The 23,445-nt window shown below is 53.1% G+C and carries 16 protein-coding genes; 4 read left to right on the forward strand and 12 right to left on the reverse strand.

Annotated elements, in window-relative coordinates; translation table 11 throughout:
- Positions 1-19 precede the first annotated feature (19 nt).
- Positions 20-1,321 carry an MFS transporter gene (locus GUC46_RS02995; protein WP_003024814.1) on the reverse strand — a complete coding sequence of 434 codons (1,302 nt, stop codon included), beginning with the start codon at positions 1,319-1,321 and terminating at the stop codon, positions 20-22.
- A 472-nt stretch (positions 1,322-1,793) separates the two neighbouring features.
- Here GUC46_RS02995 and uxaC point away from each other — a divergent pair, with 472 nt between their 5' ends.
- The 3 genes from uxaC (at position 1,794) to GUC46_RS03010 (ending at position 5,471) form a co-directional block, all read left to right on the forward strand.
- Positions 1,794-3,206, forward strand: coding sequence for a glucuronate isomerase (uxaC, locus tag GUC46_RS03000; RefSeq protein WP_003024811.1), 1,413 nt, complete (start codon positions 1,794-1,796; stop codon positions 3,204-3,206).
- A gap of 15 nt (positions 3,207-3,221) precedes the next feature.
- On the forward strand, positions 3,222-4,709 hold the full coding sequence (locus GUC46_RS03005) for a UxaA family hydrolase (protein WP_130715092.1): 1,488 nt from the start codon (positions 3,222-3,224) through the stop codon (positions 4,707-4,709).
- 207 nt (positions 4,710-4,916) lie between these two features.
- The gene (locus GUC46_RS03010) at positions 4,917-5,471 is read left to right on the forward strand and encodes a YgjV family protein (protein WP_048217117.1); all 555 of its coding nucleotides are present in this window, start codon (positions 4,917-4,919) and stop codon (positions 5,469-5,471) included.
- A 16-nt stretch (positions 5,472-5,487) separates the two neighbouring features.
- Here GUC46_RS03010 and sstT read toward each other — a convergent pair whose 3' ends face one another.
- The 4 genes from sstT to GUC46_RS03030 all read right to left on the reverse strand — a co-directional run bounded on the left by sstT (position 5,488) and on the right by GUC46_RS03030 (position 9,787).
- On the reverse strand, positions 5,488-6,732 hold the full coding sequence (gene sstT / locus GUC46_RS03015; RefSeq protein WP_049001660.1) for a serine/threonine transporter SstT: 1,245 nt from the start codon (positions 6,730-6,732) through the stop codon (positions 5,488-5,490).
- 243 nt (positions 6,733-6,975) lie between these two features.
- Positions 6,976-7,944, reverse strand: coding sequence for a TerC family protein (locus GUC46_RS03020; protein ID WP_003828551.1), 969 nt, complete (start codon positions 7,942-7,944; stop codon positions 6,976-6,978).
- A 271-nt stretch (positions 7,945-8,215) separates the two neighbouring features.
- On the reverse strand, positions 8,216-9,214 hold the full coding sequence (locus GUC46_RS03025) for a Gfo/Idh/MocA family protein (protein ID WP_003846207.1): 999 nt from the start codon (positions 9,212-9,214) through the stop codon (positions 8,216-8,218).
- Positions 9,215-9,286: 72 nt separating this feature from the next.
- Positions 9,287-9,787, reverse strand: a complete 501-nt coding sequence (locus GUC46_RS03030; protein WP_160179723.1) for a YgjP-like metallopeptidase domain-containing protein — start codon at positions 9,785-9,787, stop codon at positions 9,287-9,289.
- A gap of 84 nt (positions 9,788-9,871) precedes the next feature.
- Here GUC46_RS03030 and rlmG point away from each other — a divergent pair, with 84 nt between their 5' ends.
- Positions 9,872-11,008 carry a 23S rRNA (guanine(1835)-N(2))-methyltransferase RlmG gene (gene rlmG, locus GUC46_RS03035; RefSeq protein ID WP_003024789.1) on the forward strand — a complete coding sequence of 379 codons (1,137 nt, stop codon included), beginning with the start codon at positions 9,872-9,874 and terminating at the stop codon, positions 11,006-11,008.
- A gap of 128 nt (positions 11,009-11,136) precedes the next feature.
- On the opposite strand, the gene GUC46_RS03040 is transcribed toward rlmG, so the two are convergent.
- From GUC46_RS03040 to ebgR, 7 genes are all read right to left on the reverse strand, one after another.
- Positions 11,137-13,155, reverse strand: a complete 2,019-nt coding sequence (locus tag GUC46_RS03040; RefSeq protein WP_130715094.1) for an FAD-dependent oxidoreductase — start codon at positions 13,153-13,155, stop codon at positions 11,137-11,139.
- A gap of 228 nt (positions 13,156-13,383) precedes the next feature.
- Positions 13,384-15,735, reverse strand: coding sequence for an alpha-glucosidase (gene ygjK / locus GUC46_RS03045; protein ID WP_160179725.1), 2,352 nt, complete (start codon positions 15,733-15,735; stop codon positions 13,384-13,386).
- 15 nt (positions 15,736-15,750) lie between these two features.
- Complete coding sequence (gene ygjJ, locus GUC46_RS03050; RefSeq protein WP_160179727.1) at positions 15,751-16,812, reverse strand: protein YgjJ; 1,062 nt, start codon at positions 16,810-16,812, stop codon at positions 15,751-15,753.
- 207 nt (positions 16,813-17,019) lie between these two features.
- Positions 17,020-18,453: an amino acid permease gene (locus GUC46_RS03055; protein WP_160179730.1), complete on the reverse strand. Its 1,434-nt coding sequence runs from the start codon at positions 18,451-18,453 to the stop codon at positions 17,020-17,022.
- A gap of 66 nt (positions 18,454-18,519) precedes the next feature.
- The gene (locus GUC46_RS03060) at positions 18,520-18,969 is read right to left on the reverse strand and encodes a beta-galactosidase subunit beta (RefSeq protein WP_003024776.1); all 450 of its coding nucleotides are present in this window, start codon (positions 18,967-18,969) and stop codon (positions 18,520-18,522) included.
- Entirely contained in the window at positions 18,966-22,058 is a 3,093-nt protein-coding gene (gene ebgA / locus GUC46_RS03065; protein WP_160179732.1) for a beta-galactosidase subunit alpha, read from the reverse strand. The genes GUC46_RS03060 and ebgA overlap by 4 nt, the downstream gene beginning before the upstream one ends.
- Before the next feature lie 207 nt (positions 22,059-22,265).
- Positions 22,266-23,249, reverse strand: coding sequence for a transcriptional regulator EbgR (gene ebgR / locus GUC46_RS03070; protein WP_003024771.1), 984 nt, complete (start codon positions 23,247-23,249; stop codon positions 22,266-22,268).
- Between the last annotated feature and the right edge of the window lie 196 nt (positions 23,250-23,445).

The following is a 23,445-nucleotide window of genomic DNA, read 5'->3' on the forward strand; positions in this document are numbered from 1 at the left end:
CTTGTTAAATCTTGTCCGGTTAACTTTGCGCAGCGGGATCGCCAGTTTGCGACTCTGACTCTACCTCGCTGGCCGATTTGTTCTGCAATACTGTCCAGATGACTAACGCGCCGAGGAGGTCGAATACCGCCAGTACGGCAAACAGTGGGCTAAAGCCGATGGTGTCAGCCAGTGCGCCGACGACCAGCGCAAACAGCGTACTTGCAAGCCAGGCGGACATACCGGTCAGACCGTTCGCCGTTGCCACTTCATTACGACCAAACACGTCAGAAGAGAGTGTAATCAGCGCACCGGACAGCGCCTGGTGAGCAAAGCCACCGACGCACAGCAGGGCGATAGCAATGTATGGGCTGGTGAACAGACCAATCATCCCTGGGCCAATCATCAGCAATGCACCCATGGTGACGACCATTTTACGTGAAACGATCAGGTTAACGCCGAACCAGCGCTGGAACAGCGGCGGTAAGTAACCCCCAACGATACAGCCCAGGTCAGCAAACAGCATCGGCATCCAGGCAAACATCGCAATTTCTTTCAGGTTAAAGCCGTAGACTTTAAACATGAACAGCGGGATCCAGGCGTTGAAGGTACCCCAGGCCGGCTCTGCCAGGAAACGCGGCAGCGCGATGCCCCAGAACTGGCGGTTACGCAAGATCTGACCGAGCGACATTTTTTTCGAGGTCGCGTTTTTATGCTGTGATTCCTGACCATTCAGAATGTAATCACGTTCTTCATCAGACAGTTTTTTCTGGTCGCGCGGGTGTTTGTAGAACACAAGCCAGCACATCGCCCAGATGAAGCTCAGCGCACCGGAAATAATGAATGCCATCTGCCAGCTGTGCATGACGATGGCCCAGACCACCAGCGGTGGAGCAATCATCGCGCCGATAGAAGAGCCGACGTTAAAGTAACCTACGGCAATTGAACGCTCTTTTGCCGGGAACCATTCAGAACTGGCTTTCAGACCCGCAGGGATCATTGCGGCTTCAGCGGCACCTACCGCACCACGCGCCAGTGCCAGTCCACCCCAACTGCCAGCCAGTGCGGTCGCGCCACAGAAGACGGCCCACAGAACGGCGAACATCGCGTAACCCACTTTTGTGCCGAGCACATCGAGCACGTAGCCGGCAACGGGTTGCATTACGGTGTAAGCAGCAGAATACGCTGCGATGATATAGGAATACTGTTGAGTGGAGATGTGTAACTCTTCCATCAGAGTTGGCGCAGCTGCCGCCACAGTGTTACGTGTCAGGTAACCCAGCACGGTGCCAAGTGTCACCAGTGCAATCATGTACCAACGTAACCCTTTAATTTTACGCATGTAAAACCTCATCGTTTTGTTATGTCCGCGAACGAGCGGTCATCTTCCAGTTCAGGGCGGAGGATGTTCTTTTACGAGGGGGGACCGAAAAAAAAGCCGGTACTCCCCGAACTTTGCCATGTCAATAATTGTGCTAATTCGGTTTCCGTACCGGTCAATCCGATGGATATCCATCGGTAATTTGCATTCCGTCGGCTTATGTATCGCGACGGCCAAAAGATAACTTGTCATACAGCTTTAAAAGGTGAGTGCCATCACAAAAGTGTGAATCTTCGTGTGGTCATTATTTCGATTCAGCAAAGCCAGAACTGGCGCGGCTTGACGCGTGATTTACCTCTTTGAGAGTAATTTTTTTGTCACCATTTGTTGATCTAACTCACGAAAATATCTTCAGCGTATAGAAATTGGTGTGATAACTTTGTCAACATCAAAACATAAGCAATCTGACGCACTCGTTGAGAGGAAGACGATAATGACCCCGTTTATGACTGAAGATTTCCTGCTGGACACCGAATTTGCCCGCCGTCTGTACCATGATTACGCCAAAGACCAGCCGATCTTCGATTACCACTGCCATTTACCACCGCAACAAATCGCTGAAAACTACCGTTTTAATAACCTGTATGACATCTGGCTGAAGGGTGATCACTACAAATGGCGTGCGATGCGTACCAATGGCGTCGCTGAGCGCTTGTGTACCGGCGATGCGTCCGATCGCGAGAAGTTTGACGCATGGGCCGCCACGGTTCCGCACACTATCGGTAACCCGCTGTACCACTGGACCCACCTCGAATTACGTCGTCCGTTTGGTATTACAGGTAAGCTGCTGTCTCCGGCAACGGCTGACGAAATCTGGAACCAGTGCAACGAGCTGCTGGCGCAGGATAAATTCTCTGCGCGCGGAATCATGCAGCAGATGAATGTGAAAATGGTCGGCACTACCGATGATCCGATCGACTCTCTGGAGCACCATGCGGCCGTTGCTAAAGACGGAAGCTTTGATGTGAAAGTGCTGCCGAGCTGGCGTCCGGATAAAGCTTTTAACATTGAGCTGGCGACCTTTAATGACTACATGGCGAAGCTCGGTGAAGTGTCTGACACGGATATCCGCCGCTTCAGCGACCTGCAAGCTGCACTGACCAAACGTCTTGATCACTTCGCAGCGCACGGCTGTAAAGTCTCTGACCACGCGCTGGACGTGGTGCTGTTTGCCGAATCTAACGAATCTGAACTGGATAGCATTCTGGCGCGTCGCCTGGCGGGTGAAACCCTGAGTGAACATGAAGTGGCGCAGTTCAAAACCGCCGTTCTGGTGTTCCTCGGCGCTGAATACGCCCGTCGCGAATGGGTACAGCAATACCACATCGGCGCGCTGCGTAATAACAACCTGCGTCAGTTCAAACTGCTCGGCGCGGACGTCGGCTTCGACTCCATCAACGACCGTCCGATGGCGGAAGAGCTGTCCAAACTGCTGAGCAAGCAGAATGAACAAAACCTGCTGCCGAAAACCATTCTGTACTGTCTGAACCCGCGCGATAACGAAGTGCTTGGGACTATGATCGGTAACTTCCAGGGCGAAGGTATGCCGGGCAAAATGCAGTTCGGTTCCGGCTGGTGGTTCAACGATCAGAAAGACGGGATGGAACGTCAGATGACGCAGCTGGCCCAGCTCGGTTTGCTGAGCCGTTTCGTCGGTATGCTGACCGATAGCCGTAGCTTCCTGTCATACACCCGTCATGAATACTTCCGTCGCATTCTGTGCCAGATGATTGGCCGTTGGGTTGCTGCAGGTGAAGCACCGGCAGATATCCAGCTGCTGGGTGAAATGGTCAGAAATATTTGCTTCAACAATGCGCGCGATTATTTCGCCATTGAACTGAACTAAGGCCTGGGTGAAGGTATGCAATACATCAAGATCCATGCGCTGGATAACGTCGCGGTAGCGCTTGCTGATTTGGCTGAAGGAAACGAAGTCACCGTTGATGGGCAGGCGGTAATCCTGCTTCAGGCGGTCTCTCGTGGCCATAAATTCGCCTTATGCGATATTGCGAAAGGCGAAAACGTCATTAAATACGGTTTGCCAATTGGCCATACGCTGGTGGATGTTGCGGCGGGTGAGCATATTCATGCTCACAACACGCGTACCAATCTGAGCGACCTGGATACGTATCGCTACCAACCTGATTTTCAGGCGGAAGTTGCACAACCGGCGGATCGCGATGTGCAGATTTATCGACGCGCGAACGGTGACGTTGGGGTGCGCAACGAACTGTGGATCCTACCGACGGTAGGCTGCGTTAATGCCATGGCGCGCCAGATGCAGAACCGTTTTCTGAAAGAGACTAACGACGCTGAAGGTATCGACGGCGTGCATCTCTTCAGCCACACCTACGGCTGTTCACAGCTCGGCGACGACCACATTAATACTCGCACCATGCTGCAAAACATGGTGCGCCATCCGAATGCGGGTGCGGTGCTGGTGGTTGGTCTGGGCTGTGAAAACAATCAGGTGGATGCCTTCCGCGAAACCTTAGGCGAGTACGATCCTGATCGCGTTCACTTCATGGTCTGCCAGCATCAGGAAGACGAAGTGGAAGCGGGGATTGAACATCTTCACCAGCTGTACAACGTGATGCGTAACGATAAGCGTGAACCGGGTAAGCTGGGCGAGCTGAAGTTTGGTCTGGAATGCGGTGGCTCTGACGGCCTCTCCGGTATTACCGCCAACCCGATGCTGGGCCGTTTCTCCGACTACGTGATTGCTAACGGCGGAACTACAGTGCTGACCGAAGTACCGGAAATGTTCGGCGCCGAACAGCTGCTGATGGACCACTGCCGCGATGAAGAAACGTTTGGCAAGCTGGTCACCATGGTTAATGACTTCAAGCAGTACTTCATTGCCCACGACCAACCGATCTACGAGAACCCATCGCCGGGAAACAAAGCGGGCGGTATCACCACGCTGGAAGATAAATCGCTGGGCTGTACGCAAAAAGCAGGCTCCAGTCAGGTGGTGGACGTACTGCGCTACGGCGAACGCCTGAAGACGCATGGCCTGAACTTGCTGAGCGCACCAGGTAACGATGCGGTGGCGACCAGTGCCCTGGCGGGCGCGGGCTGTCATATGGTGCTGTTCAGTACCGGTCGCGGTACGCCGTACGGTGGTTTTGTACCGACGGTGAAAATTGCCACCAACAGCGAGCTGGCAGCGAAGAAAAAGCACTGGATCGATTTTGACGCTGGACAGTTGATCCACGGTAAAGCGATGCCTCAACTGCTGAGCGAGTTTGTCGATACGATCGTTGAGTTCGCCAACGGTAAGCAAACCTGCAACGAGCGCAACGATTTCCGGGAACTGGCTATCTTTAAAAGCGGCGTAACGTTGTAATTACCCTTCATCTTTTGCACCACAGCTGTGTTGGCTGCGTTCGCCCACCCCGGTCACTTACTCATGTAAGCTCTCGGGGATGTGCGAACTTGCCGCCTTGCTGTAGCACAAAATCTTTTGGGTAAGTTTGTTTATGGTGGAATCTAAAAACGGCGTTTCATAATATGGAGCGCCGTTTGTTTTTGCATTACCTGACAAGGATCATTCATGACCGCGTATTGGCTGGCCCAGGGCGTAGGTGTCATCGCCTTTCTGATCGGCATTACCACCTTTTTCAATCGCGATGAGCGCCGCTTCCGGCTGCAACTTGCTGTCTATAGCGCCACCATTGGCGTGCATTTTTTTCTGATGGGCGCCTGGCCCGCGGGAATGAGCGCAGAACTAAACACCATCCGCACACTTGTCTCAATGCATACCCGCAAACTGTGGGTGATGGCCGTTTTTATTATCCTCACCCTGGTTCTCGGTCTGGCGAAATTACAGCATGCGATGGAGCTGTTACCGATAATTGGCACGCTGGCCAGCACCTGGGCACTGTTTCGCTGCAAAGGGTTAACCGTGCGTTGCGTAATGTGGTGCGCAACCGCCTGTTGGGTTATCCATAATTTCTGGCTGGGATCGATTGGCGGGACGATGATCGAAGGGAGTTTTCTGGTGATGAATGGCCTGAACATTATTCGCTTCCGGCGGATGCAAAAACGCGGAATTGATCCGTTCAAAATTGAAAAAAGCGTACAAGAAAAGAGCCCCTCCGCCCGATAACGGAGGGGCGCAGGGATTAGCCGCGCAGAGCGTTATTTGCCAGACGCTCGTCTTCAGCCTGGCAGGCTGCCGCGGTAAACAAGACATCTGTAGAAGAGTTCAGCGCCGTTTCACAGGAATCCTGCAATACGCCGATGATAAAGCCGACGGCAACTACCTGCATGGCGATATCATTCGGGATACCGAACATATTACACGCCAGTGGGATCAGCAGCAGAGATCCACCCGCCACGCCAGATGCGCCACAGGCGCAAAGCGAAGCCACCACGCTCAGTAACAGCGCCGTCGGTAAATCGACCGGAATACCCAGCGTATTCACCGCCGCCAGCGTCAGCACGGTAATGGTGATCGCCGCACCCGCCATATTGATGGTGGCGCCCAGCGGGATAGATACCGAGTAGGTATCACGATCCAGATTCAGCTTCTCACATAGCGCCATATTCACCGGAATGTTGGCGGCAGAACTGCGGGTAAAGAAAGCGTACACGCCGCTTTCGCGCAGACAGGCCAGCACCAGCGGATAAGGGTTACGGCGAATTTTCCAGAAGACCAGCAGTGGGTTGACCACAAACGCCACCAGCAGCATACAGCCTACCAGTACGGTCAGCAGTTGGGCGTAGCCCCAAAGCGTTGCAAAACCGGTGGTTGCCAGCGTGGATGAGACCAGACCAAAGATACCGATTGGCGCGAAACGAATCACCAGCTTTACCATAAAGGTGACGGCGTTGGACATATCATTGACCAGATTTTTGGTCGTTTCATTACCGTGGCGCAGTGCAAAACCCAGACCGACGGCCCAGACCAGAATACCAATATAGTTAGCGTTAAGCAGGGCATCAACTGGGTTAGAAACCATGCTCATCAGCAGGCTACGCATTACTTCAACGATGCCGGACGGCGGCACGATATCGCTGGCGCTGCTGGAAAGGTGCAGTGTCGACGGGAAGGCGAAGCTGAAGACAACGGCGGCTAATGCCGCTGAAAATGTTCCGAGCAGGTAAAGGAACAGAATGGGGCGGATATTGGTTTTTTGCCCGTGTTGGTGGTTGGCGATAGAGGCCATGACCAGCATCAGAACCAGAATTGGCGCGACGGCTTTTAATGCGCCGACGAACAGCGTACCCAGTAAACCAACGGCTTCTGCCGCAGGTTTTGACACCAGTGCGAGTAAAATCCCCAGTACCAGGCCAATCAAAATTTGTTTAACCAGGCTCCCTTGCGCCAAACGCGAGAGTAGCCCCGATGAACGTTGCGTAGTCATGTCGTGATCCTTTCATTGTGTTGTTGCTCATCCATCGTGCGCTCTTACGACGCATCTTTCTGGATGTAACAAAGTGTTTGCGTGGTTGAGTATAAGGAAAGATAAAGCTTCGGGAAGAGAAATATCCTGGATTCCCCGCTGAGATCATATTTTATAACTTTGAATTAACATTGTTTTGACATGATAGACAAAAAGCCCGACGCACGCAGTGTGCTGCCGGGCTTTTCAGCTAGCAGATGAAACTTACTGTATTTGCTGCTTTTTATCGTGCTGGTGGTTGACCCATGCGTTAACAATCAGCGTCACAAACAGAATGCCAAATACCACGCCTAACGAGATAGCGATCGGGATATGGTAGAAATCGACGATCAGCATCTTAATACCGATAAACACCAGAATGACCGACAAGCCGTACTTCAGCATGGAGAAACGCTCTGCCACGCCCGCCAGCAGGAAGTACATCGCACGCAGCCCCAAAATAGCAAACAGGTTCGAGGTCAACACGATGAACGGGTCGGTGGTAACGGCAAATATAGCCGGAATACTGTCGACGGCGAAAATCACGTCGCTCAGCTCAACCAGAATCAACACCAACATCAGCGGCGTGACAAACAGCAGACCGTTTTTACGCACGAAGAATTTTTCATCTTCGATGGTATCGGTCATGCGTAAATGGCCGCGCAGCCAGCGTACTAACGGTCTGTCGCCGATACCGGAGGCATCTTCTTTCGCCAGAGCCATCTTCACGCCGGTAAACAGCAGGAACGCGCCGAACACGTACAGCAACCACTCAAACTGGGTGATAAGCCAGCTGCCGGCGAAGATCATGATCGTACGCAGAACAATTGCTCCCAGCACGCCATACACCAATACCCGGCGCTGCAACGCAGGCGGCACTGAGAAGTAGCTGAAGAGCATCAACCAGACAAAGACGTTATCTACTGCCAGCGATTTTTCGATCAGATAGCCGGTCAGGAACGCCAGTGCCTGTGGGTCGGCAACGGCGCGGCCCTGGGTTTCCGCCAGGTACCACCAGAAGGCGGCGTTAAACAGTAGCGACAGCGTTACCCAGACGATTGACCAGGCCGCAGCCTGTTTCATCGACATCGTATGTGCGCCACGACGACCCTGCAACAGCAGGTCGATGGCCAGCATAATTACCACTACGACAGCGAAGCCACCCCATAACAACGGTGTGCCGACAGTATTCATTGTATTTCCCCATGCATAAAAAAAACGGCCAACGCCGAATGACGTTAGCCGCTGCTTTTTATGCATAGACCTTGCCATTCGGCAAGGTCTCACTTACAACAACAAAGGAATACGATGGCGTATTCCTTTGTTATCGCCCGGTGACCGGATGTGGTTTTTCACACATCGTAATGACGATCAACCGACAACGAAGTTACTCCCCTTTGCGGGTTACAAAATATTACAGGCCATGCATTCAGTCAATGGCCTGCAACATTCCATTTACACACTTTTACGCAGTCAGCGAGGTTACCGTCTCGTCTGCCGGGAAAACCACGCCGGTCTGGCGGCGAATCTCCGTTTGCAGTTTAGCGGTGATACGGCTGACGGCCAGTGCCGGGTGATCCACTTCGCCGGATTCAACCAAATGGGCAAAAGCCTCTGCCTCATACAGCATAGTATTGATGTGTTGAGGCGTCGTCAGATCCTGCGTTTTTCCCCCGCGCGGAACAAAGCACACTTTTTGGCATTCGGAAATATGCTCGATGACCAGCGATCCCGACTCGCCCTGAATTTCACTGGCTAATACTGAATCGCTTACTTTTGAGTGCTGGAGCGTAACGCTGAAATCACCGTAATTCAGCACCACCACACCGTGAGCATCCACGCCGCTTTCCAGCAGGCTGGCGCTGGCCTGAACGCTCTGTGGTTCGCCCCATAGCGCAACCGCCGAGGCCAGGCAGTAAAAACCGATATCCATAATCGAGCCATTGGAGAACGCCGGATTAAACGTGTTCGGATTTTCACCATCCAGATAGCGCTGGTAACGCGAGGAGTACTGGCAGTAATTGATAAATGCTTTCCTGATTTTTCCAACTTTTGGGAGCGATTGCTGTAACAGCAGGAAGTTAGGCAGGCTGGCGGTTTTAAACGCTTCAAACAGCACGACCTGGTTTTCACGCGCGCAGGCGATAGCGGCTTCGGCTTGCGCCAGGTTGGAGGCCAGTGGCTTTTCGCAAATAACATGCTTTTTGTGCCGCAAAAACAGCTCGGTCTGCGGGAAGTGCAGGGAGTTTGGACTGGCGATGTAGACGGCGTCGATCGCCTCGCTTTGCGCCATCGCTTCCAGCGAAGTAAACAGATGCTCGACGGGGTAATCGTTGGCGAAGGTCTGTGCCTGCTCAAGGCTACGAGAATAGACTGCGGTTAACTTATACTTGCCGGTTTCATGGGCGGCATCGACAAACTGGCGGGTGATCCAGTTTGTGCCAATTACTGCGAAACGTATCATAAAGGCCTTCAGGCTGCGAAAAGGGATTCTTTCGTCAATTTAGCATGCCCCGAAGACAAAGCCAGTGCGCGACTACGCAGTTTGCTTTAACGATTGTTGCGTTAACCACAGGCGGGTATCGAACTCCAGTTGGTGATACTGAGGCTCCATATGACAGCACAGCTGGTAAAACGTTTTGTCGTGTTCTTTTTCTTTCAGATGCGCCAGTTCATGAACGACAATCATACGCAAAAAGGGTTCGGGGGCATTGCGAAAAACGGTCGCCACGCGGATCTCCGCTTTAGCTTTGAGCTTTCCGCCCTGCACGCGAGAAACGGCGGTATGCAGCCCCAACGCATTCTTCAGAACGTGGATCTTGCTGTCATACATGACTTTATTCAGCGGCGGGGCGTTACGCAGAAACTGATTTTTCAGATCCTGAGTATATTGCCAGAGCGCTTTGTCGGTCGCGAAGTCATGCGTACCCGGATAGCGCTTCTCCAGCACTGCGCCCAGGCGTTGCTCAGCAATCAGCGTTCTCACCTGAGAAAGTAAATTCTCCGGATATCCTTGCAGATAGGTCAACTGACTCATTAGTGCCCCATATAAAGTATAAAAAGTGTATACTCACGCACCCTTTTCAGGGATACGCCGAAATTTTACCATTCAGGAGGGCCGATGAGCCACATAGACAACGGTTTCCGTTCGCTGTCACTTAAACGTTTCCCGGAAACGGATGACGTTAACCCGCTGCTGGCGTGGGAAGCTGCAGATGAATATCTGCTGCAACAGTTGGACGATACCGAAATTAGCGGCCCGGTGCTGATCCTGAATGATACCTTTGGTGCGCTGGGCTGTGCGCTGGCGGAACATACGCCGTACAGCATTGGCGACTCCTATCTCAGCGAGCTTGCCACACGTGAGAACCTGCGTCACAACGATATTGCCGAGTCGAGCGTCAAGTTCCTCGACAGTACCGCTGACTATCCGCAGGCGCCGGGCGTGGTGCTGATTAAGCTGCCAAAAACCATGGCGCTGCTGGAGCAGCAACTGCGCGCCCTGCGTGAAGTGGTCACGCCGCAGACGCGTATCATCGCCGGTGCAAAAGCGCGTGATATCCACACCTCTACGCTGGAGCTGTTTGAGAAAGTGCTGGGACCAACCACCACCACGCTGGCATGGAAAAAGGCGCGCCTGATCAACGGCACCTTTACCAAACCGGCGCTGGCCGATACCGCCCAGACCCTGAGCTGGAAGCTGGAAGGCACCGACTGGACTATCCACAACCACGCCAACGTCTTCTCCCGTACCGGGCTGGACATCGGGGCACGTTTCTTTATGGAGCATCTGCCGGAAAACCTGGAAGGCGAGATTGTCGATCTCGGCTGCGGTAACGGCGTGCTGGGCATGACGCTGCTGGCGAAGAACCCAGAAGCCAGCGTGGTGTTTGTTGATGAATCACCGATGGCGGTCGCTTCCAGCCGTCTGAACGTGGAAACCAACCTGCCGGACGCGCTGGATCGCAGCGAATTTATGATTAATAACGCGCTCTCCGGCGTAGAACCGTTCCGCTTCAACGCGGTGTTCTGCAACCCTCCGTTCCACCAGAAGCATGCGCTGACCGATAATATCGCCTGGGAGATGTTCCACCACGCCCGCCGCTGCCTGAAAATCAACGGTGAGCTGTACATTGTGGCTAACCGTCACCTCGACTACTTCCACAAGTTGAAGAAGATTTTCGGCAACTGCGTAACCATCGCCACCAATAATAAATTCGTGGTGCTAAAAGCGGTCAAAACCGGTCGCCGTCGTTAAGCCCTAGTGCCGGATAGCGGCTAACGCCTTATCCGGCCTACACGAGCTGCATCGTAGGCCTGATAAGCGTAGCGTCATCAGGCAAAGATGTGCGCAGTTGCCTTATCCGACCTACGGGATACAACGTGTTAAATCTCCAGCGCTAAGCGGGTTCCCTGCGCAATAGCGCGTCGGGCATCCAGTTCCATCGCCACATCGCAGCCGCCGATCAGATGCACCGTTTTACCTGCCGCGTGCAGCGGATCGACCAGTTCACGGCGTGGCTCTTGTCCGGCGCAAATCACCACGTTATCCACGTTAAAGATCACCGGTTCGCCGTTCAACACGACGTGTAACCCATCATCATCAATCTTCTGGTAGCTGACTGCCGGGATCATTTTCACGCCGCGTGAGAGCAGGGTGGCGCGATGGATCCAGCCTGTCGTTTTACCTAAACCTTGCCCCGGTTTGCTGGCTTTGCGCTGCAACATCACTATCTGGCGCGGGCTGCGGGATAAGTGCGGACCTTCCGGGCGTAAGCCGCCAGGCTGTTGCAGGCTGGTGTCGATCCCCCATTCCACGCAGAACTCCGCAATGTTCTGGCTGGTGGCTTCACCGGGTTGACTCAGATACATGGCTGTATCGAAACCAATCCCGCCGCAGCCAACGATCGCTACGCGTTTGCCCACTGGCGTTTTATCGCGCAGGACGTCGAGATAGCTCAGCACTTTTGGATGTTCGATCCCCTCGATCGGCGGCATACGTGGCTCGATCCCGCTGGCAAGGATCACTTCGTCGAAAGTGTGCAGATCGTGTGCGCTGACAAAGTGATTCAGCTTCAGAGTCACGCCAGTCACGTCGATCATCCGGCGGTAGTAGCGCAGGGTTTCATAGAATTCTTCTTTGCCGGGGATCTGTTTGGCGATATTAAACTGCCCGCCAATTTCGCCATGTGCGTCAAACAGCGTGACGTGATGTCCGCGTGCGGCGGCATTAATGGCGAAGGCGAGGCCCGCAGGACCCGCACCGACAACCGCCAGATTCTTTGATACAGCTGCCGCAACGATCGGCATTTTAGTTTCATGGCAGGCGCGCGGATTGACCAGGCAAGAGGTGACTTTGCCGACAAAGATCTGATCCAGACAGGCCTGGTTACAGCCGATACAGGTGTTGATCTCATCCGCTCGTCCGGTTTGCGCTTTTGACAGCAGTTCGGCATCGGCGAGGAAAGGACGGGCCATCGACACCATATCGGCATCGCCACGGGCCAGAATGTCATCGGCGACCTGGGGATCGTTAATGCGGTTGGTGGTGACCAGTGGGATCGTCACATGCCCTTTCAACTTACGCGTCACCCAACTAAACGCGCCGCGCGGTACTGGGGTAGCGATAGTGGGAATACGCGCCTCATGCCAGCCAATACCGGTGTTAATAATGGTGGCCCCGGCGGCTTCTATAGCCTGCGCCAGCTGGACGGTTTCGTCGAAGGTTCCGCCGTTTTCTACCAGATCGAGCATCGACAGGCGGAATATAATTATAAAGTCATTACCGGCACGCTGACGTACCGCTCGCACCACCTCAACGGCAAAACGCATGCGGTTGGCATACTCACCGCCCCATTGGTCATTGCGCTGGTTGGTACGCAGAGTCAGGAATTCGTTGATGAGATACCCTTCCGACCCCATCACTTCTACGCCATCGTAGCCCGCTTCCCGCGCCAGTTGGGCGCAATGGGCAAAATCTTCAATCAACTGCAGCACTTCATCGTGCGTCAGCTCATGTGGCGTAAAGCGGTTAATGGGGGCCTGAATAGCAGATGGGGCCACCAGATGCGGCTGGTAGCTGTAACGCCCGGTGTGCAGGATTTGCAGGGCGATTTTGCCGCCTTCGTCATGAACGGCATCGGTAATGACACGATGGTGTGCAAGCTGGCTGCTGTCGTTGAGCATCGCGCCGCCTTCCATCCCCACGCCGGAAAGCGCAGGCGCAATGCCTCCGCTCACAATTAACGCTACGCCGTGACGAGCGCGCTCGGCGTAGAACGCGGCCAGCCGTTCTGCACCGTCGGGATACTCCTCCAGCCCGGTATGCATTGAACCCATCAGCACGCGGTTTTTAAGCGTGGTGAAGCCTAAATCGAGCGGGACGAACAGCGACGGATAGCTCATAAAGGTGTCCAGTATGTAAAATTATTGTTATGTGGTCGGATGAGTTCTAATTTAGCCGTCGCCGCGTAAAAGGGAAAAGGGGAATGCCGTGATTGTGATGGGATTCAAAAAAGGAGTGGAGCCAGAGAATGAATTTGCCGGATATCGGTGCAAGCACCTAATCCGGCCTATGAAAATGTGTCTTTGTAGGCCGGATAAGCGAAGCGCCATCCGGCGGTATGTCACAGATTACTGTTTTTTAAGAAAATCGTTATACAGCATATAGAGATGTGCCGCGCTCCAGGAGAAGTTCGGCGCGCCCTGTTGTGCGCCAGTCAACGGGTTATAGTTTTCCTGAATCGGACCATCTGCGGTAAGGCCTTTGGCGTGGCTGAAGAAGGTATCCGCCAGTTTTAATGCTTCATCGCGATAGCCATAACGCTCCATCCCTTTTAGCCCAAACCAGAACTGATCCACCCAGACGCGCCCGCGCCAGTAGATGTCCGCGCCGAAGGCGGGGTTGGTTAGCGCTGCAGTACCAAGTGGTACAAAGGTGTTGAACTCTTTGGGATCGAGCATCACCTTAACCACCGCATCCGCATGGGGCTGCGTTGCCGCCCCGTTAAACAGCGGCGACCAGCCTTCCGGCCCTTTGCCACGTTCGACGATTGGTTTACCCGCACAGCCGTTGGTCAACGGGGTATCTTCGATCCTCACGTCATAGAAGAATCGGGTGTCTGGGTCGAACATGCAGGTATTGATATAATCCGCCAGTTTTTGCGCCAACTGGCGGTAGCGCTGCGCTTCTTTGTGTTTACCGAGCAGGGTCGCCATCTCCGCCAGATAATGGTTGTCGCTGTACATATAGCTGGCCTGATCGACCGATTCCTGCAGCAGCGAGTAACCCAGCAACTTACCGTCGTTACTGCGGTTTTCGGCAAATTTGACCACCCAGTCGCTGCGTTTCCCACCGTTAGCGACGTATTTATCCAGTTGCTCTTTGTCGATAAAACCAAAGACTGCCGCATCGTCACGCCCGGATTCCCAGGAAGCAGCAACCTGTGCTGGGATCTCGAGGCTGTCATACTGGCCTTTACTGGTGATGTTGGCGTAGTTTTTCAGTCCGGAAAGGGTTTCTTCCTTGTCGCCATTTTTCACCGTAAACAGCATTTCACCGCTGTCGGTATTGTGGGCTTTATCGCGGGTCGCGCCGTATTCCGGTACGCCGTTGCCGTTGTGATCGCGGTTACGCAGCCACCAGTCGTGATACGCCACCAGCTTTGGATACATCTCTTCGAGCCAGGCCTTGTCTTTGGTGACGTTGTAAACCTCCATCACCGACCAGGCCGCCAGGCTGGGTTTGGTGTTGCGCTCGTTCCAGTTACCGCCGTCGCCGCCGCGCTCGGGGCTAAGGTTCCAGGCAATCAGGTCGGGAATGAATCCGGCGTCTTGCGGGCGAACGGGATCGCCGGGTTTAATCTGCCATGAAAAGACGGCGCGGATGTTCTCTTTGGCGATTTCCGGGTTAAAGTGCGCCATGGCGAAGGCCTGCTTCCAGGTATCCCACGGCCAGGTCTGGTTGCCGGAGAACCAACGGCCGGTAACCGACGGTGTCACGGTATTGTGTTTTACCGCGCCGCCCGGCGATCGCCAGTTACCGTTCAGCGTTTCGATCGCCTTCACCGCCACTCGGGTTTGTTCTGGCGTGGCGTCCGGGTTGTTTAAGCCTTTCTTGAGATAGTCGTCCCAGCGCTGCTGCGAGGCGAGCATGTAAGAAGAAGGACGCGCCAGAATATCGCGGATCTGCGGCTGCTCTTTTGCCACATCTTCGGCGGTAAGCAGATGAGACCAGGTGGTGTAAATCGTCGTCGAACCGTTGATATGGGTCTTCCCCGTGAAACGATGACCATTAACCGTGGTTTTCATGGCGACAGATTTATGCACCTGATACTCCGACTCGCCGGAGGTGAGCAGATCCCAGGTTGAACGCACCTTGCCGAAGGTGACTTTCAGGCCGTCGTGCGTGGCGGTGATTTTGCGCTGATAGCCAGGGAACTCGCCATCAATGGTTTTATCCGACAGGGCTTTTCCCTCTTTTGCCTCCAGTTTTTCCAGCAGTTCGCCGTCCCACACCAGATCCAGCGGCGAGTTGCTGGTGATTTTGGTTTTCAGCAGCGAAGTGCGCGGACTGGCGAAGCGTAGCGTCATCTCTACCTGTACATCTTTTGATGACAATTTCTGTACCAGCGCCCCGGGAATGCTGTAAGCCTCGAGGGCAAAATCGACCTTTTTACCGTGCTGATACACCGTCAGTCGGTCAAAATTATTGGCCATAAAGTTGATGTACTCTTCGGTCAGCAGTGCGACGCCAGGAAAGCCGCCCATTGTTGCGGGGCCATCTGGCAACAGATGCCCATGCCATGAGCCGAGGTCGAAAAAGGGATTAAAACGCTGGTGGTCGTCGTGATCGTAGTCATGCATGTAGTCCGGCGCACCGGTGCGATTAATGATGTTTTTGAAGTCATTAACGCTGGCGGCATGCGCAGAGACGTTCATCAGCAGGAGGCAGGCCAGCGGCGTAAGAAGAGGTTTGATATTCATGAGTTCCGGTCCTTGTTACCAATAGAAATATTGCATCAGGAAGATTTGGTCGCTCGGGTCACCAGATGCATTCTGCATATAGAACCGGCTGTCGAAGGCGGTAGCGAAACGTCCGCCGCCGTATTCATACCAGATACCGAACTGCATAAAGGACGTGGTTTCTTCCTCGGCGCGATCCGGTCGGTGTTTGGCGTAGCTATATGCGGTGGAGAGGTAAACGCCTTTTAGCGCTTCATACATCGCGCTGACCATATAGCCGGTCTCGGTGCCGGATACATCCAACCCGTCGGCGTGACCCGTGTGGTGCCACGCGCGGGCGGCGAAGTTGGGCGAGAGGATGCCGGTCAGGAACAGCTGTCCGGTACCGTCCGTTATCTCCAGACCGTTCATCCAGGTTACGCCTTCAGTCAGGTCGTACTGGATGTAACCGTTCATCATGGCCGGATAGGTATATTTATCGTCGTAGCGATCGTATTTACCAAAGTGCAACCAGGCTTTGCTTTCATCGTGATGTCCGGCGGGTGTAGCGGTCACGCTATAGCGCAAAGGGCCGGTCAGGTTTTGCACCTTAATGGCGGTCATGATGTCTCGGGTATTCGGAATAACGTAGCCCAGGTCTGGCGTGAAATCCCCCCACCATTGCAGGTCATCCAGCGAGGAGTCCTGGCGCAGGCTGAGCATCACCTCTGTTCCAGCATCGGTACGGTAACCACCGTAAAAGCGGTTGATCCCGCCTTCGAATCCGCCCCAGCTATGGTCAGGAACCCAGGCATTGCCTTGATGGTCGGCTTGCACGGTCCAGCCCTCGCCGTAGATCAGACCAAACCATGAACCGTGTTTTATCTCCAGGCCACCTTCAATGTAAGTACCGTCGCTGTATTTATGCTTATCTTTTCCTTCTAAATCCATATATCCACCCATGCCTAATTCGCCATAAAAACGAAAAGAGGGGGTGGTTATGGCAGGTGTTTTCGTATCGTCGTGTTCAGCAGGGCGAACTTCTTCTGCACCCAGAGAAGAGACGCAGAAAAAGGGCAGGGCAATAATTGCCCTGCAATAATGGCTAATGTTATTCATGCTTCGATCCTAAGCAAATAAAATATAATTTTTATTGTTATATACCCTTCATACTTCAAGCTGCATGTGCGTTAGCTACGTTCGTTCACCCCAGTCACATAGATATCTATGCTCCTGGGAATTCACTCACTTGCCGCCTTCATGCAACTCGAATTATTTTGGTTATAGCCTTGGAGAATATTGTTTATTGTTATTATGTTTTAGTCATTAATTGATATTTGAAGCGGGAGCAGCCTCAATAGCTTTTTCTTCTTTGGTTAGCCCTTTGATGTATTTACTGTATTTCCACCAGGCAAAACCGAGGAAAATAACAATCCCACCGACGTTATAGAAAATAATGGTTATGATATTTCCGCCGCTCGGGAAGGTAGAGGCAATAAATCCGATAGTGAACAGGACGATCAGCATTGATACCACAATAATGCCGGTTTTTTGCGAACCCATACGGAAGTCGCGCGGTAAGTGGTCCAGTTTTGCGCGCAGATTCAGGTAGGCCAGCATAATAAACAGCGGCGGCAGCATCGATGCGGCGGCGGTCATGTTGATGATGGTGTTCATTAAGTCTTGCACGGTATTGGAACCGAGCGTTGGGATAATCATCAGCGGGATAACGATCAGAAACTGGATCCACGCTGCACGGGCCGGTACGCCGTTTTCATTCAGTTCGACGGTTTTTTTACCGAAAATACCCGCCGGAATTTCAGAGAAGAAGATCTTCACCGGCGTTGCGGTCCACATCAGCAGAGAGCCGAACATCGCGGTAAAGGAGACCAGGCCGACAAAGCGGTTAACGATCAGTTCCGGCAGGCCAAAGTATGCCGCCAGACCGTGGAATACCTGCACCGATCCACCGGTAAACTTCAGCTCTTTGCTGCTGACGAAGACGTTGATCAGCACCGAGGAGATGGAATAAAGCACGCCGATAAAAATCCCGGCAATGATAATGACCTTCACGAACGATTTTGACCCGCCCTTGACGTCGTTGACATATACCGCCACGGACTCCGCGCCGCCTGCCGCCATGAATATCCAGGTGGTAATACCGAGGAACGCCCAGTTAAAATTCGGGATCATTGCATCAACGGTGATGGGGTCAGCAGGCTGCACGCCGCCCACCAACGCAGTACCCGCCAGTAAAATGTAAGACAGCGTCAGCAGCAGCATTAACGTGGAGGTGACGGAGGTAATCGGCCCCAGCATTTTTGCGCCGTTGGTCGAAACCCAGGTCGAGAAGGCAAACAGCACCATACTTAACACGGTTGTGGCGAACGGCGTCAGAATGTATTCGTAGCCTAAAAATGCGTACGAGGCATAGGCGATAACGCGCGGGAGTAACGAGGTAAAAAAGAACAGGTTAACGAACCAGTAGGTGTAGGCGGTAATAAAGGCCCAGCGCCCGCCCAGCGAGCTTTTCACCCATGCGTAGACACCGGCTTCGGAGTTTTTATTCAGCGAAACAAATTCGGCGATGATTAAGCAGAATGGAATAAAGTAGAAAATTGTCGTGAGGAAAAACATCGGTGCGGATGCCAGACCAAGCTCAATATTATTGTTGATAACGTTATTAAAACTATAAACCGCGGCAAAGGTGAGTGAAAGTAAGCCGAACTTGCCGATGGTATTACGTTTGGTATCAGACATAGCACATCTCCGATTCCTGATTATTATAGGGTACTGGCGGCGCAACGTCGGCGCCGCCTGTGTTTTTTATTTATTATGAAAATAACCATCTTCGATGGTGACTTTGAGTACGACTTTCTTCACTACGCTATTACAGATAAAACGATAGGCTTCATGGTTGTCACAAATAACCATTTGTCCTTCGTGCACTTCTACGGTTTTTCCGCAGCCTTTCAAATATTCGCGGTCGGTTTCATCGCGATAATATTCAACCACCTGGAGATCCTCTTTGGCGGCATACTCTATTTTTTGCTGTCCTTGCAGGTAGTAATGGATCTCAAAATAACGACGATGGCCGGTAAACAGCGCATCGGTTGCAGAGTCCGTCTCTACACGGTAGCTCAGAGAATCACCGATAGAGTGAGCGACGCCTGGCTGAATATTGTCAATATTTTCAATGGCCTCGACGCAGCGTTGCCATTTCCGACCCGAAGCATAGCGTTGCTGGAACTGCTCTAAGTTGTCGATGATCCTCATTTTGTATTCTCGCTGTGCATATTCGTGGAAAAGAACCCGGTGCCAAAGGCACGGTTGGCGGTGGTTTGAGCGCCAGACTCACTGCCGGAAACCGGCAACAACGTGAAGCCGTAGCTGAATGACGTAAACCAGACGCGCCAGGAATCAAGTACCTCGCTTCCCCACGAGTTAGAACCTAAGCCCAGTAGCTGATGGTCCAGATTGAGGGTGATGTCATCGCTGTGCTGCAGCTCATTACAGTGCTGTGCGGCAAAGATATTTTCTGGCGTATAGCGCCAGGCGCTCAGATTGACAGGGCGCTGCGGAGTCACTAGCAGACCGTTACCGTGACGATTGGTTAGCGTTGCCCAACGTACGTCCTGACGATTGCCGTTGTTTTGCGGGAACGGGTAATTCTCGAACATCTCATCCACGCTGCTGCGCCAAATGTCGATGATGTTGGCCTGCTGACTATCGGCATAGTTTTCACCAGGACCACGTCCGTACCAGGCCACCTGTCCCAAATCACCGCTGATGCCCATCGTGAAGCCGATGCACGGAATAATGTCCCGGTACTCGCCGTAAGGCTGGCCGGAAAGCTCCACATTCAACTGACCGTCTGCGGCAATCCGCCAGCGATAGGTGCAGCGCATACCGAAATCAAATACCGGCGGGGCGATAATCGTTTGGCTGGTGATGAGCAGCGCATCTTCGGTTTGCTCAAAGGTAAAGTCGCGCAGATGCTCCTGCATTATCTGTATATGATTTGGCTGCCAGAGGCCTTCGAACTCTTGCTTGTGGTTATCTATGGTTGGTTTGAAGAAATTAATCTTCGGCTCGCGGGTAATCAGCTCTTCACCATTGACGTTCCAGCTAATGGGTTTACCGGTCAGCTTTGAGAACGTCAGATGGAAGTTATAACCGCGAACGGTGCAGCTCTGGCGGTTCTCTTCCAGCGTCAAAGGGGTGGCGTTTTGCAGACTGAACGGTACGGCAGTCGCCGTTCTGGCCTTCAGCGGGAACTGATAAGTCGCGATGTGATGCCCGGCTTCGCTGTATAACGTGCGGGAATCTTTCGTCACGGTGACGTTGAGGAACGCCTCGCGCGCATCCAGCTCCGGCAGCGTGCATTGCAGCAGCGTATCGCTGTTGGGAGGAACGTCGCGCAGTTTTATCTGCTGAGCAGAGAGCGTATCTCCTTCGGCGCGAACCTCAATATGCAAGGTGTAGTCGTCAAGCGTGGTGAACCACAGTTTGTTTTCTACCCGCAGTTCGCCGCGAGCCAGATCCTGCGCGCGCACTTTCACTGGTGCAATTACCTGCTTGTACTCTTGCAGACCCGGGCCTGGGGTTTGATCGGAATAAATCAGGCCATCAAGGCAGAAGTTGTAGTTGTTCGGGTAGTCGCCGTAGTCACCGCCATAGTTGTACCAGACGTTACCGTCTTCATCTTTGGCCTGAATCCCGTGATCGCACCACTCCCAGACATAGTGTCCCTGAATGCAATCATGCTGATAGAAGACGTTCTGATATTCCGTTAGCCCGCCGGGGCCGTTGCCCATTGCGTGAGCATATTCGCAGATGATGCGCGGTTTAGGATGTGGGTATTCACCAAACTCATTCATCAACGGTACGCGGGTGTACATGGTGGAAATGATATCCACCACTTCGGCGTCACGATCTTCTTCGTAGTGGATCAGACGCGTGTCATCCAGCGCTTTTGCCGCGTGGTACATGGCGCGAATATTACAGCCGTAGCCGGATTCATTGCCGAGCGACCAGATGACGATCGACGGGTGGTTTTTCTGCGCGTGGACGTGGCGTACGATGCGCTCAACGTAGACATTTTCCCACAGCGGATCGTCGGTGATCCGGCTGATATCGCCGATATTAGCGAAGCCGTGAGATTCAACGTCGGTTTCGGCCATGACGAACAAACCGTAGATATCGCACAATTCATAGAAACGTGGATCGTTCGGGTAATGGGCGGTGCGTACGGAGTTGATGTTGTGCTGCTTCATTAACAGCAGATCTTTTTCCACGCGATCCATACCGACCGCCCGACCCTTGAGATGATCGTTATCATGACGGTTGACGCCATGCAGCATGACATAGCGGTTATTGATGTAAAACAGACCGTTGCGAACGTTGATATCGCGGAATCCGACGCGCTGCGGCACAACCTCAAGGATGTTGCCGCTGGCATCTCTCAGGGTCATCACCAGATGATAGAGATACGGCGATTCCGCTGACCACTGCTGTGGTGCGCTGACCTTGAAATTGAACGCGGTGCGGGTGAGTTTATCCACTGTCAGAGCGTTAATCACACCGCTATGCAGTGCCTGCTCACCGTCAAACAAAGTGTATTCGAGCGATGCCATCGTTGGCGTGGAGGCGATGTTTTCCAGCACGATGTCGCAGGAGAGGGTGGCATCGCGATAGTCATCATCGAAATCGGTACGAACGGTAAAATCCTGGATATGGGTCGCCTGTTTGCCGACCAGATAGACGTCGCGGAAAATTCCCGCCGACCACCACATATCCTGGTCTTCAACGTAGGTGGAATCAGCCCATTGCATGACGCGAACGCACAGCAGGTTGTCACCGGTTTTCACCACCGCGCTGATATCAAACTCGGCCGTCAGGCGACTGCCTTTGCTGAAGCCAACGTACTGACCATTCACGTAAACTTCGAAGTAGGTTTCTACGCCATCAAATTTAATCAGCGTCTGTTTACCCTGCCAGCCTTCGCTGAGAGAGAAAATACGCTGGTAGGCTCCGGTGGGGTTATTGGTCGGCACGTAGGGGACATCAATCGGGAAAGGAAAACCTTCGTCGGTATACTGCAGCTTGCCGTGCCCTTCCATCTGCCACATACCGGGGACGGTGATGTTGCCCCAGTCGCTCATAAACTGCGATGTAAAGGCTTCCGGCACCTGCAGCGGATGCTCAAAGAACTGGAAATTCCACTGACCGCTCAGCAACTGAAAGAGGCTGCTGGTTTCGCGGGCAAACGAGCGAGCCTGCGCAACGGAGTCGTAAGAGAAAAAATATGCGCGTGGCGCCAGTCGATTTTCGTGGGTGAGCTGAATGTTTTCCCAGCGATTCATAAGGCCTCCCGGTGGAGAAAAATCGGAACCATTCATTTTAATGGTGAGTAAGTGTAATTGATGGTGATTTTAGTAAAAGTTTTACTAAAATATAGCGAGTGAGGTGATTTACTTTAACTGGATCACGAAAATAATTCGGGCGCAGAAAAGAATGCATGACAATGCGCGCCCGGCTTCAGCAGAAACCGGACGGATTAACGGGGAATTTTAGCGGGTGGTACCGCGCAGTTTCAGCTTGCTGGGAACAAAAACCAGCAGGGGAAGTGCACGCCCGTCGCGGGCTTTCTCAAACAGCAGATTGACGCCCTGACTGCCCATCATTTCTGAATGGATGCGTACGGTGGAAAGCGGAGGAAAGGTGAAGCGCGCCGTCGGGATATCATTAACGCTAATCAGCGAAATATCCTGCGGAATGTTCAGTCCACGCTCGTGAATGGCGCGCAGAACGCCAATAGCAATCGAGTCAGAAGCCACAAACAGGGCGCTGGGATAGTCGGCTTTCGCCAGCATTTTTTTGGCCAGTTCATAGCCTGATGAACTGGAGAAGCCACCGCGATAAATATCCTGTTCTGAAACGACCTGCTGCAGGCGACCGTATTCGACAAACGCGGCTTCGCGGATATCAGCCTTGCCAGGCTGATCTTCGCCGCCGATGAAGCCAATGCGGGTCACGCCCTGGGCGATGAAGTAGTCGATGCTCTCTTTACTGATGCGGGCCAGATCGATATCGACAGCGTCATATTCGCTGCCGGGTTCATGAAAATCGATAAAGCAGATGTTGTCGGTAAGCGCTGTTGCCGCCTCGCGCAGCGCAGGAGAAGGCTTGCCGACAATAAGAATGCCGGTAATGTTTTTGCTCTCCGGCAACCCACTGTGCTCATAGCAGTTGGTCAGTTCAATCCCCAGCTTCTCGCACTGGGTTTCAATCCCATGGCGGATCGCGAGATAGTAAGGATCGTTGATTTCCAAATCCTGCTGATAGCTGTAGAGCGCCAGAATATGCTGGGGGCCGAGTGCGCTGGTCTGGTTCTTACGGGCGCTGCTGGTTTTGTACTCCAGCTTTTCCGCGATCTCCAGAATGCGATGCTTGGTCTCTTCTTTTACATTCAGCGTGGGGTCATCGTTTAAAACCCGGGACACTGTCGCCAGGGACACGCCAGCTTCGATTGCGATGTCTTTAAGTGTTGCCATGTTTGCCTTTTCCCTGAGTTACCTGCGCATTGTAAATGAAGTGCTTATCTATTCATCTGTTTTCAGTAAAAAAAGCACGTTTAATTGACATGTTCGGGGTAAAGCTGGGCTTGCAGAGTGTGATGGGTACGTCATTTTCCCGCTTTTGAGAACAATGCCCAGAAAATAATTTGCTAGTATTTAGTAAAATTTTACC

Origin of the sequence: Citrobacter sp. LUTT5, assembly GCF_009905315.1 — a bacterium.
Classification (GTDB): domain Bacteria; phylum Pseudomonadota; class Gammaproteobacteria; order Enterobacterales; family Enterobacteriaceae; genus Citrobacter; species Citrobacter freundii.

Excerpts from the sequence above, each read along its gene's own strand:
- GUC46_RS03010 (WP_048217117.1), top strand. The coding sequence starts at position 4,917 with ATGACCGCGTATTGGCTGGCCCAGGGCGTAGGTGTCATCGCCTTTCTG.
- ygjJ (WP_160179727.1), bottom strand. The coding sequence starts at position 16,812 with ATGAATAACATTAGCCATTATTGCAGGGCAATTATTGCCCTGCCCTTT.
- uxaC (WP_003024811.1), top strand. The coding sequence starts at position 1,794 with ATGACCCCGTTTATGACTGAAGATTTCCTGCTGGACACCGAATTTGCC.
- GUC46_RS03040 (WP_130715094.1), bottom strand. The coding sequence starts at position 13,155 with ATGAGCTATCCGTCGCTGTTCGTCCCGCTCGATTTAGGCTTCACCACG.
- GUC46_RS03025 (WP_003846207.1), bottom strand. The coding sequence starts at position 9,214 with ATGATACGTTTCGCAGTAATTGGCACAAACTGGATCACCCGCCAGTTT.
- rlmG (WP_003024789.1), top strand. The coding sequence starts at position 9,872 with ATGAGCCACATAGACAACGGTTTCCGTTCGCTGTCACTTAAACGTTTC.
- GUC46_RS02995 (WP_003024814.1), bottom strand. The coding sequence starts at position 1,321 with ATGCGTAAAATTAAAGGGTTACGTTGGTACATGATTGCACTGGTGACA.
- sstT (WP_049001660.1), bottom strand. The coding sequence starts at position 6,732 with ATGACTACGCAACGTTCATCGGGGCTACTCTCGCGTTTGGCGCAAGGG.
- GUC46_RS03060 (WP_003024776.1), bottom strand. The coding sequence starts at position 18,969 with ATGAGGATCATCGACAACTTAGAGCAGTTCCAGCAACGCTATGCTTCG.
- GUC46_RS03055 (WP_160179730.1), bottom strand. The coding sequence starts at position 18,453 with ATGTCTGATACCAAACGTAATACCATCGGCAAGTTCGGCTTACTTTCA.
- ygjK (WP_160179725.1), bottom strand. The coding sequence starts at position 15,735 with ATGAATATCAAACCTCTTCTTACGCCGCTGGCCTGCCTCCTGCTGATG.
- GUC46_RS03005 (WP_130715092.1), top strand. The coding sequence starts at position 3,222 with ATGCAATACATCAAGATCCATGCGCTGGATAACGTCGCGGTAGCGCTT.
- ebgA (WP_160179732.1), bottom strand. The coding sequence starts at position 22,058 with ATGAATCGCTGGGAAAACATTCAGCTCACCCACGAAAATCGACTGGCG.
- GUC46_RS03020 (WP_003828551.1), bottom strand. The coding sequence starts at position 7,944 with ATGAATACTGTCGGCACACCGTTGTTATGGGGTGGCTTCGCTGTCGTA.
- ebgR (WP_003024771.1), bottom strand. The coding sequence starts at position 23,249 with ATGGCAACACTTAAAGACATCGCAATCGAAGCTGGCGTGTCCCTGGCG.
- GUC46_RS03030 (WP_160179723.1), bottom strand. The coding sequence starts at position 9,787 with ATGAGTCAGTTGACCTATCTGCAAGGATATCCGGAGAATTTACTTTCT.